At 40.5% G+C, this 12,961-nt stretch carries 12 protein-coding genes; 5 read left to right on the top strand and 7 right to left on the bottom strand.

Annotation, left to right across the window (positions count from 1 at the left end):
- Positions 1-138: 138 nt before the first annotated feature.
- The 5 genes from C6Y01_RS04910 to C6Y01_RS04890 all read right to left on the bottom strand — a co-directional run bounded on the left by C6Y01_RS04910 (position 139) and on the right by C6Y01_RS04890 (position 5,064).
- Positions 139-1,245: an ABC transporter ATP-binding protein gene (locus tag C6Y01_RS04910; RefSeq protein ID WP_034663634.1), complete on the bottom strand. Its 1,107-nt coding sequence runs from the start codon at positions 1,243-1,245 to the stop codon at positions 139-141.
- A gap of 139 nt (positions 1,246-1,384) precedes the next feature.
- Positions 1,385-2,260 (bottom strand): helix-turn-helix domain-containing protein, encoded by an 876-nt coding sequence (locus C6Y01_RS04905; protein ID WP_106037888.1) that lies wholly within the window; start codon positions 2,258-2,260, stop codon positions 1,385-1,387.
- Positions 2,261-2,280: 20 nt separating this feature from the next.
- Positions 2,281-2,490, bottom strand: coding sequence for a YheE family protein (locus tag C6Y01_RS04900; protein ID WP_003211787.1), 210 nt, complete (start codon positions 2,488-2,490; stop codon positions 2,281-2,283).
- Between the two features lie 155 nt (positions 2,491-2,645).
- Positions 2,646-4,004: a YheC/YheD family endospore coat-associated protein gene (locus tag C6Y01_RS04895; RefSeq protein ID WP_106037887.1), complete on the bottom strand. Its 1,359-nt coding sequence runs from the start codon at positions 4,002-4,004 to the stop codon at positions 2,646-2,648.
- Positions 3,961-5,064, bottom strand: coding sequence for a YheC/YheD family protein (locus C6Y01_RS04890; protein WP_106037886.1), 1,104 nt, complete (start codon positions 5,062-5,064; stop codon positions 3,961-3,963). The genes C6Y01_RS04895 and C6Y01_RS04890 overlap by 44 nt, the downstream gene beginning before the upstream one ends.
- Before the next feature lie 214 nt (positions 5,065-5,278).
- Here C6Y01_RS04890 and C6Y01_RS04885 point away from each other — a divergent pair, with 214 nt between their 5' ends.
- The 5 genes from C6Y01_RS04885 to C6Y01_RS04865 all read left to right on the top strand — a co-directional run bounded on the left by C6Y01_RS04885 (position 5,279) and on the right by C6Y01_RS04865 (position 11,170).
- On the top strand, positions 5,279-6,412 hold the full coding sequence (locus C6Y01_RS04885) for a DUF445 domain-containing protein (protein WP_106037885.1): 1,134 nt from the start codon (positions 5,279-5,281) through the stop codon (positions 6,410-6,412).
- A gap of 121 nt (positions 6,413-6,533) precedes the next feature.
- Complete coding sequence (locus C6Y01_RS04880) at positions 6,534-6,893, top strand: YlbF/YmcA family competence regulator (protein WP_034663625.1); 360 nt, start codon at positions 6,534-6,536, stop codon at positions 6,891-6,893.
- Between the two features lie 446 nt (positions 6,894-7,339).
- Positions 7,340-8,206, top strand: a complete 867-nt coding sequence (locus C6Y01_RS04875) for a Cof-type HAD-IIB family hydrolase (protein ID WP_034663623.1) — start codon at positions 7,340-7,342, stop codon at positions 8,204-8,206.
- Between the two features lie 114 nt (positions 8,207-8,320).
- Positions 8,321-9,820 carry a coproporphyrinogen III oxidase gene (locus tag C6Y01_RS04870; protein ID WP_034663621.1) on the top strand — a complete coding sequence of 500 codons (1,500 nt, stop codon included), beginning with the start codon at positions 8,321-8,323 and terminating at the stop codon, positions 9,818-9,820.
- A gap of 75 nt (positions 9,821-9,895) precedes the next feature.
- Positions 9,896-11,170, top strand: coding sequence for a lysine N(6)-hydroxylase/L-ornithine N(5)-oxygenase family protein (locus tag C6Y01_RS04865; RefSeq protein ID WP_095284967.1), 1,275 nt, complete (start codon positions 9,896-9,898; stop codon positions 11,168-11,170).
- Between the two features lie 35 nt (positions 11,171-11,205).
- Here the strand turns inward: C6Y01_RS04865 and C6Y01_RS04860 are convergent, their stop codons facing one another.
- On the bottom strand, positions 11,206-12,429 hold the full coding sequence (locus C6Y01_RS04860; protein ID WP_034663616.1) for a cation:proton antiporter: 1,224 nt from the start codon (positions 12,427-12,429) through the stop codon (positions 11,206-11,208).
- A 3-nt stretch (positions 12,430-12,432) separates the two neighbouring features.
- Positions 12,433-12,930, bottom strand: coding sequence for a cation:proton antiporter regulatory subunit (locus C6Y01_RS04855; protein ID WP_034663613.1), 498 nt, complete (start codon positions 12,928-12,930; stop codon positions 12,433-12,435).
- Positions 12,931-12,961 lie beyond the last annotated feature (31 nt).

Genomic DNA, 12,961 nt, shown 5'->3' with positions numbered 1-12,961 from the left:
CCCAATGCAGTAACTGCTTTGTACTAAGTATTATGGTGATTTCTGAAAAAAACATACGAGAAAAGAACATGGTAAATGTTGTTCAACATGCAAAAAAACCATCACTCAATCATGAGTGATGGTGCTGCATGTATCTCTTTATTCAGCGGAGCGAATGCGGAGCTCCGTATCCGAGTCAAAGAAGTGGGCTTTGTTCATATCGATGGCAAGAGGTATAGACTGTCCAGCCTGAACATCGGTACGAGAATCAACACGAGCAATAAACGATTGACCATCGAGAGAAGAGTAAAGCATCGTTTCAGCTCCCATTAATTCAGCAACTTCTACGTTGGCATCGATCTTTGTGCCCTCAGATGCCTCTATAAACACGGGTTCATCATGAAAATCTTCTGGCCTGATACCAAGGATGATATCTTTTCCGATATAACCTTGGCTGCGTAATACCTTCATCTTTCCTTCTGGTACACGAATATGCGTTTTTCCAACTGCAATGGCACCGTCAGAGAGCTTTCCTGTGAAAAAATTCATCGCAGGAGAGCCAATGAATCCACCTACAAATACATTCTCTGGATTTTCATATACATCCTTCGGCGCTCCAACCTGCTGAATAAAGCCATCTTTCATCACAACAAGGCGAGTAGCCATTGTCATAGCTTCAGTCTGATCATGTGTGACATAGATAAATGTCGTTTGCAGACGCTGATGAAGCTTAGATATTTCAGCACGCATCTGAACGCGAAGTTTTGCATCTAAATTAGAAAGCGGCTCATCCAAAAGAAAGACCTTTGCATCACGCACAATTGCTCTCCCAAGTGCAACACGTTGTCTTTGACCGCCAGACAGAGCTTTTGGTTTTCTGTCTAAATATTGCTCAAGCCCCAATATTTTCGCAGCATTTCGAACCCGCTCATCAATTTCTGTTTTCGGGAACTTCCGCAGCTTTAATCCAAAAGCCATATTATCGTATACATTCATGTGAGGGTACAAAGCATAGTTTTGGAAAACCATTGCGATATCCCGGTCTTTTGGTGCTACATCATTCATCCGTTTTCCGTCTAACAGAAAATCCCCTTGTGAAATCTCTTCAAGTCCTGCAATCATGCGAAGGGTTGTTGATTTTCCGCACCCAGATGGACCAACAAACACGATAAATTCTTTATCTTCTATATGTAGATTAAAGTTGTCTACTGCTGTTACCTTGTTATCATACACTTTATAAATTTGATTGAGCATCATTTCAGCCATAGATGATAACCTCCCCATCCTCTTATTGAAAACGCTTTACTTGTAAATAAAGTGTATAAAATGGGGAAGCGTCTGTAAATGGACAACGTGCACAACATCTCATTTTCACTTTTGGGCAGGATGCTCATGTCATTGATTGTTATGAAAGGTCGAGAAGATTCATCATAAAATAAACAGCAGATGCTTCTGGAAAATGCCGTATATCGATTCCTGTGCGCTCAATAAATTTATCGATTCGATATTGAAGGCTGTTTCTGTGAACATATAAAGCTTTTGCTGCCTTGGATGCATTTAAGTTACATTGCATATAGGTCATGAGGGTGCGATAAACGTCCCGATCAAGGACCGCCTCTTTAAAAGCATCTGAAATAGCATGAGAGAGCGCGGATTCATTATAACGCATGAGTGATGGCAGACATTGATAAAATGTGGAAATCCCTGATCTAAGCTTGCCTCGCTGCACATGGTCCAAGAAAAGTTTCTGTTCATTTAACAATTTCTTTTGTAAATGTCCATTTGGCAAATGGAGCTGTCCTTGTAAAAAGACTGAGTCTGTTAAAAAGTCACTTGTAATGGCTAGAGACAAATCATTTAGCAGATCTAATTGACTATTTTCTGATGTAGCGTTTGTTTGAATCAGCATCGCTGTATCAGCGCCTGTCCAAATGAAATGAGCATGTTCGAGGCTGTGAACCACAGCCTCTTTTATTTGCTGCCTTTGTTCTGCTTGATGGGACATTTTAAAATAATATACACGGACGGGGTGCTGAACAGTTAGTGGTTTGTTATCAAAAAGATAGCTGTACCATTTCTGTTCATCCTCAGTCTGCTTTGTATGAGAAAGATCAATTGGTGTAAGGAAAGTATTGAGAAGAAGTGTTTCTCTCGCTGTAAGCTCTGATTTGTCTACTCCAAATAATTCGCCTTCGTCTGTTTGATACCAAAGAATTTGATGGTCATTTGTAGGTGAACTGATGATATGCTCTCCGTAAACAAGCTTTAATTTTTCTAACATGGCGAAGCTCCTTAAACAGTTTAATCATAGACATGGAATAGCATTAATTCGTGGATTTCTTCTTTTAAGGTTGGTTCGACTTCATGAGGTGGAAGCTGGGAGCCCCATTCAATATCACCTGTTTTGTGGTAGATGCCTTCGTAGTGCGCACCATTGTGAAAAAAGGATATTTTCCAGCCTGGCAACTGTGCTTTCTTAAAGAGAGGTTTCCATTGAAAATGAGAAATCATATCATCATTGCCTCCTTGCTTTTATTGATGAAACAATAAATAAACACGACAATACGGAAACAACCTTGAACTTGATTTTATTGTATCTCATCTGATGAAAAGAGCATAGGAAAAGCATAGATTTCATAACACCATCAATTTAAAACGAAAAACAGTTAGAAGACGTTCGTGTGGTCTGTAGTTGTTGAGGTCGTTTGTGAAAGATAAGATGCATAATCCATGATTCTTTTCCCAATCAGTCTTTCTGAGTTTCGCAATGAAACCTGCTGGAAAATCTCGCGGCCAGGGCGAGAATTGGCTTCAAACATCCAGATAGCTCCTGTCTGATCAATGCCTAAATCAAAACCGATTTCACCAATATGGCCGGACATTTTTTCATCTATCACCTGACTAAGCGTGATGGCAGTATAAGAAAGCTGCTCTAAAGTTTTCAAACGCTTCTTCTTTTCTGGAAAAACATCATAAAGTGTTTTTACTAAGCCACCATGTAAATGGTGAGTCGTTACTGTGTGATTGCCAGAGACTTTTGCTGCTGCTGCCGTGACTGTCCAATGGCCGTACTTATTTTTATTCGTATGAACTCTGAAATCCATTGGTTGATTGTCTATTTGAAGAAGTGCAATGCCTTGTTGAGCCATAAAGTCTTGAATTGCGTGATCTTTTCGGAGCTTGGTCACGAAATGCTCTATTGAGTCATATGGAACAGCGCTTCCGTGATTTGAGCATACAGTGATTCCATGAGCCGTCTTCTTTAATTGATAAATACCGTCGCCGTGACTTCCATTCGATGGTTTTAAGTATATGACCTGATGTAGATGGAGGAGTGTTTCTATTTTATTTAGAGCGTCCACCGGATCCAATTGTATGGAATGTGGAAGAAAAGGACATGTTTTTTCATCTGTTAACAGTTGTTCATGAATATCCCATTTATTAAAAAAATAAGGGTTGAACCAAGGAATATCATAGTCTTGTGTGAGTTTACGCTTTGTTTCTTGAATGAATGCCGACTGAGCAGCCTTTCTATTTGGAAGACGGTCGTAAATGACTGACGGCAGAGGCATCTGTTTTTTAACCCATGTTTGCTGTTGGTGCAACAATCCTTCTACTATTCCTTTATCCCAATCAATAGAATGTGTACCAAAAAGGTAGGCAAATCCAGCATGCTGCCTGAAAGAGTGCAGCAGTTTGATAAAAAAGTCTGATCTCGTTCCTAGTGGCTGCGTGCTTTGCCCAAAACCTGCTGTGAAAATGCCAAGCAGCGGCCCTATAAACAGTGTATGATCAACGGCGATCACATCAGCTTTTGATTGATAAGGAATTAGTAAATTTCTATATAGATTTTCTGATAATAAAATTTTATTTGGATGTTGATGATAGGAAACGGTGAAGTCATCTACTAAACGGGATCCTAAAGCAAGAGAATAGATCGCATCCTGCTGTTTAAAATGGGCGGGAAGATGAACTGTTTTTTCACTTGTGAGATGAGGGGCGATGATGAAGCGATTTTTGTTCATAAGAAACCTCCTTCGGTTGAGACGTCATCGATTGAGCATGTGCAAGAATGGTACGAATCAATTGATCTTCCTTGTCAGGATAAGCTTTTAAAAAAGCGGATCGCCCTGGCTTTGATCTTATATTTGATATGAAAAGCCTGCCTTCACTTGTATGGAGTAAGTCTACAGCGAATTCAAAGCAAGGGGAGAAGGTTTTATCTATATATGCTGGGAGAGATGCTTGAATGGATGCAATATCATCTAAAAGAAGCTCTTTGATGTGCGGCTGCAATGTGTTTAGATAGTGATCAAAGCCTATCATGGGAGCTGATTTTTGTGTAATGTTTAAATGACTATTTTCTGTAGGTGATTTTGTGTGAATCCCTATGCGATTCCATTGATTTTGTGAATCTTTCATAAGGAAAATCCTTATTTCATTGAATAAAAAGTCTTTTTGATCACTCGTCTGAAAAAATTGAAGGAAATATCGGCCTACGTACTTTTTACACCAGCGCTCTATATCTGATGGACGCGAAAATGTGATGACTTGCTCGGGACTTAGCTGAACAGTGAAAGTGTTGTCTTTTAAGAAAATGAAGTAAGTAGATGCTGCATGCTGTTGAGAGAGCGGCTGCATTTTACAATAACCGTCTTTCCTTACCATGTTGAGAAGGTCTGATGGCTCTTTTAATAATGAGCAGACAGGTAAATATGGCTGTAAAGAAGGGAGGAGACGGAGCTGCTCGAATAGCATCATTTTATTTGAAATACCTGTATTTAAAAAATCTGTTTTCGGATACTTTTTCAGCCATTCCATGATTGGTTTTGCTTTTTTAGATTGTGCGTCATGCTTGTAAAGGCATCGATCGTAAATCAAGTCAGGAATCTCAAATTCTGCTGCGGCAAATCCTTGACCATTCGTATAAGTTTGACCTTGTATCAAATTTGAAGCCGGCTTTAAATCAAATGGTGTAAAACGAACAACCTTTAAACCATAAGAAGGGGCAGCTTTGGCTAACCCACGAGTGAATGCCTCTTCATACTTTGAAGAAAGGGTCACAATACCTAATGTTGATGTCATTAAAAAACACCTTCTTTTCAACTTCTTTTTTTACCAGCACAAAAACACTTTTTCATGATTTTACATAAAGATTGCGCTCCTTTATCATTACGACAGATCGATTGATCATATGTCTAGCAACATGCTTCATTTGCTTGGGGACTTGACAACAACTATAATACGTATAGATTAAACCAATAAACATCGGGTGTTGTTTGAAAGGTAGATGACGACTTTGAATATATTCACAACGTTTATCTTTATGATTGTTATAGGCGCAGTCATAGGAGCAGCGACAAACCATCTTGCAATTAAAATGCTTTTTCGGCCTTATAAGCCATACTATTTATTTGGGAAACAGCTTCCATTTACACCAGGGCTCATTCCTAAAAGAAGAGATGAAGTAGCCAAGCAGGTTGGTGTCATGGTTATGGAGCATTTGCTCACGCCAGAAGGAATTCAAAAGCGATTTGAATCATCGGAGGCAAAGCAGGAGATCTTGCATACAGTCCATCGATATATTGACAAAGGCGCTGTAATGGAGATAACAGTGCTATCTTTGCTTGAAAGATTCGGCGTATCACAGGCTGACGTCAAAGCAGATGAATGGATCCATCAGTGGTCTGATCAAAAGCTCAATTCACTGCTTGAAAAATATAATGAGCAAACTTTATCTGAATTGCTTCCGCTAGATGTGGAAAACAAAATATCTTCAAAAATTCCAGATGCAGCAGATTATATTTTAAAGAGAGGGATTCATTATTTTGAAAGCGAGGAAGGTAAAGCAAGACTTGGCAATATGATTGATGATTTCTTAAAGGAACGAGGCATGCTTGGCAGTATGGTTCAAATGTTTCTAGGGAATTCAAGCTTAATTGATCGGGTACATCCTGAAATCATCAAATTTTTAAGAAACGCAGAAACAAAAAGATTTTTATCAGATTTGCTTGTTCAAGAATGGGACAAGGTGAAGCAGTTTTCTCTTCAGGAGCTAGATGAAAAATGGAATGTGAAGGAGCTTGCTTATAGTGTGAAAAAGCAATTGCTTTCACACTTCTCTACAAAGCTGATATTAGACAAGCCAGTTGGATATTATGTCAGTGCAGTAGCGCTTGATCTCAAAACACACTTTGCACCAGTGCTTGTCGACAAGGGGATTAAAGCAGCATCGAATGCTTTAGAGGGACTGCTCGCAAAGCTCAAATTTGAAGATATCATTCGTGAGCAGATTGAACATTTTCCGCTTAAAAAAATGGAGGAGCTTGTGATTAGCATTTCCAACAATGAACTTAAAATGATCACGTTTTTAGGCGGTTTTTTAGGCGGATTAATCGGCGCAATTCAAGCAATCTTTGTCACGCTATTTTAAGACAAGCTAGAGAAATTTTGATGAATTCATTGTATATATGTGAAACGAAAGCCATAGTTTGTTATAGTGGAGTGGTGTCCGCCGATCATATCGGTGATAACGGATAGAAAGGAGACATAACATGTCTGTAAATGTTTATGATGTTGCATATGACCTTGAAAAAGCTCTGCGTCATAGCGAAGAATATTCAACTTTAAAAAATCTTTATGATGAGGTAAACGCGGATGAGTCCTCTAAAAGAATGTTCGAGAACTTCCGGGACATTCAAGTAAACCTTCAACAAAAACAAATGACTGGTCAAGAGATCACACAAGAAGAAGTGGAGCAAGCTCAAAAAACAGTGGCACTTGTTCAACAGCACGATAAAATCTCTCAGTTGATGGAAGCAGAACAACGTGTGAGTGTTCTCATCGGAGAATTAAATAAAGTGATCATGAAGCCTCTTGAAGAGCTTTATGGGAATCCAGAAGAAAATGAATGAAAAGGGCGATGATATTCGCCCTTTTTTTATTTCACATGTTCCCTGTCCAACTTTTCAAAAAAAGGTTGTCGAAGCTCATAAATTCTGCGATAATACTTATATTGAAAGTGCTTTCAAATGAGCGCTCTCATGGGACAATTGGGTGCGTTTCACTTGGGATTTAAGGCGATTAGCCAAACGAGAGAGAAGCGCTTCTGGGAGAAACGCAAAGCATAAGGGGATCTGATATAAGCAATGCTTTGGTGTGTGAAAGATAAGGGGATCATGGGGAGCTTCATCACCTCATTGTGACGCATCCAAACCATACATAAAAAAAAGCCTAGGGGTAGGCTTTTTTTATTTGCAAAAGATTCATAACACAGGGCTCTTTTAACTGCATGTTCTAAAGCACCAAGCTAGGGCATATCCTCATCGTAAGTACAGTCATCAAGAAGGGGGATGCCTCAGTGTCAAAAAAACTACTTGCACTCAATATAGATGGAACGTTACTTCGTTCCAATGGAAAAATCCATTCCGCTACAAAAGAAGCTGTGGAATACGTGAAGAAAAAAGGGGTTTACGTGACGCTTGTCACCAACCGGCATTTTCGTTCCGCACAAAAAATAGCCAAGGCGTTGAAGATTCCAACGTCAACCCTTGTGACGCATAGTGGTGCATTTATCGCGAATAAACTCGATGAGCCGCTTCATGTGAAGAAACTAACGGAAGAAAAAACATTTAATCTTGTGCAAATTCTTGAAAGCTTTGATTGTAATGTTCGCTTACTGCATGAAAAATTCTCAATTGGCAACCGGAAAAAAACGCAGTCACAGCTGATGGGAAAGACGTTGATTCATCCGTCTGATCCAATTTTCTATCCTGTGCAATTTGTTGAATCGCTAAGTGATATGCTGATGGATGAACCGGTCAGTACACCAGTGATTGAAGTATATTCGGCCGCAGAGCTTCAGCCTGAAATTCACCGAACCATTCAACAAGCTTTTCCATCTGTCGATCTTATTCAGATCAGTGATGAGAAAATGAATATCGTATGCAAAGGCGTATCGAAAGAAGCGGGGCTTTCTCTTTTGACTTCAGCATTAGGTTTGACTTTAGAAGATACGGTGGTCATTGGGCAGGGGACAGATGACATCCCAATGCTCGAATTGGCTGGCTTAGGCGTTGCGATGGGAAATGCCCCTCATTCTGTTAAGCGTAAAGCCGATTGGGTGACACGTTCGCACGATGAACAGGGAGTCGCTTATATGATCAAAGAATACTTTAGAATGCAGCAAAGAGAAGGATTTTTACATCAATTCGATATTAAACGATAATATAGACGAAGGCCCTGTCAATCAAGAAATGGCAGGGCCTTCAACTGTTCCAGTCATTGCTTTTCCTACATAGATTTTGTAAAATGAAACAAGTTTGAAGATAAAGGTGATACGATGCGAATTTTAATTAAAGGGCTGTCAGATGAACGATTTCATCGCCCGCTTGTTAATATAGCCAATTTATTTGAAGAAGATAGTGAAGTGCTGTTTGATACAGGAGAATTAGAAGATGGCTTAACCATGGTGTTTAGCTGGAAAGAAGAAAATGGAACGGTGGAAGCATCTGGTCACATCGCTGGATCAGACATCACTAGTCGTTTTTCGCGAGACGTCCCAGAGGGCTTGAACGATAAGGAGCGCTGGAAGCAAATCAAAAACACAGTGCTGTCTGTTTATTTACATCTGCTTCAGGAGTACACAGGAATGACGCAAAAGTGGGGTATTCTCACAGGGATACGTCCTACAAAATTACTCCATAAGATGCTGAGAGAAGGCATGACAAAGGAAGACGCGCATGCCGCATTAAAGCGTGATTATTTGATTCATGATGAAAAAATCGATTTGATGCAGGAGATTGTCGACCGTCAGCTTCAAGCGATTCCTGACCTGTATGACCTTCAGCAGGAAGTAAGTATTTATATTGGTATTCCTTTCTGCCCAACCAAATGCGCTTATTGCACGTTTCCTGCTTATGCGATTAAAGGACAAGCTGGAAGAGTGGGAACGTTTTTGTTTGGTCTGCATTATGAGATGCAAAAAATCGGTACTTGGCTAAAAGAACATGGTATCAAAGTGACGACTGTTTATTTTGGCGGAGGTACGCCGACGAGTATCACTGCGGAAGAAATGGATTTGCTGTATGAAGAAATGTATCGCTCGTTCCCTGATGTGAAACATATACGGGAAGTGACTGTCGAAGCAGGACGTCCTGATACGATTTCACCTGATAAGCTAGAGGTGCTAAACCGATATCATATTGACCGGATTAGCATCAATCCACAATCGTATGAGAATGAAACACTGAAAGCCATTGGCCGGCACCATAGTGTAGAAGAAACGATTGAAAAGTATCACTTATCAAGACAGTATGGCATGAATAACATTAATATGGACTTAATTATTGGTTTGCCGGGAGAAGGGCTAAAGGAATTCCAGCATTCCTTGCAGCAGACTGAAGAACTTAAGCCTGAATCGTTAACTGTGCATACGCTCTCCTTTAAAAGAGCTTCTGAGATGACGCGCAATAAGGACAAATATCAAGTAGCAGACCGGGAAGAAATCACACGTATGATGGATGAAGCGGTCGCTTGGACGAAAGCACATGACTATCATCCCTATTATTTATATAGACAAAAAAACATCTTAGGGAACCTTGAAAATGTCGGGTATTCATTGGATGGGCAGGAAAGTTTGTATAATATCATTATTATGGAAGAAGTGCAGACAATCATTGGGATTGGATGCGGTGCTGCTAGTAAATTCATTGATCCGCGTTCAGGAAAAATTACGCAGTATGCCAATCCAAAAGATCCAAAATCGTATAATGACCGCTATGAACACTATACCGAAGAGAAAATTGAATTTCTTGAGTCATTATTTGTTCCTCACGTTTAAACACTGCGGTGACGCAGTGTTTTTTTCATTTGTAAAAGGGTATATAAGTGATAAAAAGTTAAAGCAGGTGTACATATGATTGATGTGATCGGAATTGGGATTGGGCCCGCCAATTTAGGTTTGGCGGCTTTGTTAGAGGAGTATGAAGATGTTTCATGCTGTTTTTTTGAACAGGAGTCCGAGTTTGCCTGGCATCCTGGTATGCTGATCAAAGGAACGGATTTACAAGTCTCCTTTTTAGCTGATCTTGTGACGATGGCGAATCCAAGGAGCAGGTATACATTTTTAAATTATTTACATGAATCAAATAGACTTCACCGGTTCTATACATTTGAACAGTTTGACATTCCGCGAAGAGAATTCAATGAGTATTTATCATGGGTCGCAGGTGAATTAGATAGCTGTCAATTTGGGATGAAGGTAGAGGAAGTGACGGACTGCCAAGGTGGTTATCTTGTGAAAGTCCGGCGATTGAAGGATGGATCGCTTTCTGAGTATCGTGCAAAGCATGTCGTGCTTGGAACAGGGAGCAAACCGATGATTCCTGTCGATGTGCCTGATGCTGCACTGCCATATGTGACACATAGCAGCCGTTATTTAGACCAGCAGGAAGAACTTCATGAAGCTGAGTCGGTGACGGTGATTGGCTCTGGGCAGAGTGCAGCCGAAATCTTCTTAGACCTGCTTCAGCATCAAAAGAAAGGACAGCAGCTTTCGTGGTTTACGCGATCTAGTGAATTTAGAGAGCTGGAGACGGCAGAGCTTGGCCAGGAGCTATTTACACCGAAGTACGTCGAATATTTCCATTCGCTTCCTTATGAAGAACGAATGAACACATTGCCTAGGCTGACTGGATTAAGAAATGGTATAGATGCATCGACGCTCTCGCGTATTTATCAGGAATTGTATCATCGGTCTGTTACAGGTGAAGAGCCATCTGTGGTGATTCAGCCAATGACCGAGCTTGAAGCGATTCAGGTGGAGGAGAATCAGTCCCTGAAGCTGCACCTAAAGCAGTGGCAGCTAAAGAAAGAAAAGAGTATAACAGCTGATCGTGCCGTATTGGCTACAGGGTACACTCCGAATATCCCGGCGTGGTTTAGTGCGTATGAACCTTTGATTGAATGGGAAAGTGAAGAGCATTTTAAAGTGACAGAAGACTTCAGGCTTGTGTTCAAAGACAAGCGCCCTCATCATTTCTTTACATTCACGCATCTTGATCACTCTCATGGAACAGCGGCGACCAATTTAAAACTATCCATCTACCGCAACCAGAAAGTGATTCAAACGATTCGCGGGATGAAAGAAGCGTCAGTCAAGCAAGAAACAGCATTTCAGCAATTTGAATAAGATGAAAAAGGGCCCAAGCATAGGGCCCTTTTTCATTAGATCGTTGTTTCCTTTTTCACTTTTGGTTTTTCTGTTTTCCATTTGAAGATTTTGTTTAGGATTTGATAAATTCGCTTAGATTCCTTCGTCACAAGCGGTCCTAAAATCGCAAGGATTAAGACGTACAATGCAGCAAATGGCTTCAAGGTAGCGGCAAGTCCGCCCGCAATACCGAGCTCGGCTACAATGATTGAAAACTCTCCTCGTGATACGATGGTTAATCCAATATTAGAAGAGGCTTTATGAGAAAATCCAGCTCTTCTTCCAGCGAACATTCCAGCAGTGAAGTTCCCAATGAAGGTGAGAATCACAGCGCCGATCGCAAGCCAGAAGGCATCACCTAATGTAAATGGATCAATGCTGAGACCGAAGCTGAAGAAGAACATGGCCCCGAAGAAATCTCTAAATGGAACCACAAGATGTTCGATGCGGTCAGAGTGCTCTGTTTCTGAGAAAACAAGACCAAGTAAGAGTGCCCCAATGGCCTCTGCTACATGGATTGTCTCTGAGAAACCAGCGACAAAGAATAAAGCCGCAAAAATCACAATGATGAACACTTCGTTCGAACGGATATCGAACAACTTGTTTAATAGTTTTGGCAGCTTACGTGCGATGATAAAGAAAAGCATCATATAACCAAAAGCAATGAAAATGGATAATAAGGCACCGCTAACCGTTGTGGCATCTCCAAGGACAAGACCAGATACGACGGATAAATAAACAGCGAGGAAAATATCCTCAAACATAATGATCCCAAGAATTAACTCAGTTTCAGGGTTCGCAGTCCGTTTCAAATCAACAAGGACTTTGGCCACAATGGCACTGGATGAAATCGTGATAACCCCTGCCATAATGAGAACCTCAAGGAACCCAAACCCTGTGATAAAACCGTAAAGCAGTCCTAAGCTGAAGTTAATCAAAATATAAATAGATCCGCCGACAGCAATGGATTTGCCCGATTTAATAAGCTTTCCGACAGAGAACTCAAGTCCAAGATAGAAAAGAAGGAACAAGACGCCCATTCTGCCAAAAAACGAAATAATTTCGGTGCTTTCGATAAATTTTAGATCAATGATCCCGATGGTTGGAGCATGCGGCCCAACGATCATACCGAGGACAATGAGAAAAGGGATGATAGAGAATTTTATTTTATTGGCGATTAAGCTGGCGATGGCGATGAGAATCAGCGCCGTCCCAACTTCAAAGACTAAATGATCCATTCATCACTCTCCCCCTCTAGAAAGAAAATCACGAATCAATCGCTTTAAGTGTTTTCTTTCGCCTGAAATGACCATCGTATCATTTGCTTCAATAATCGAATCGGCACCAGGGTTCAGTAATTTTTCATTTGTATGTTTAATGATCGCAATGACGGTGACTTCATAGTTTTGCCGCACATCTAAATCACCGAGTGTATGTCCAACCGCTTTTGCGCCTTTTTCCACCTTAAACCATTCAATCATTAAGTCATTGAAGGCCATTTCAATGGTTTCAAGTGCCTGCGGTTTATACACCATGCCGCCGATAATCGCAGCGATTTGCCTTGATTCAGCATCATCGAGAGAAATGGTGGACAGCACTTCATCTGGATCATCATCGTCAAAACGATAAATCTCCCGTCTGCCATCATCATGAATCACTATCGTCATTTTTTCTCTATTTCTCGTTTCAATTTCAAATTTCTTTCCGATCCCAGGAAGATCATTTTCTTTAATATTCATTTTATCCCTCCGAATATGATAGGTTGTGTTT

It is taken from the genome of Bacillus sp. NMCC46, assembly GCF_002998465.1.
Classification (GTDB): Bacteria; Bacillota; Bacilli; order Bacillales; family Bacillaceae; genus Bacillus.
This window is presented reverse-complemented; position numbering and strand designations above follow the sequence as displayed.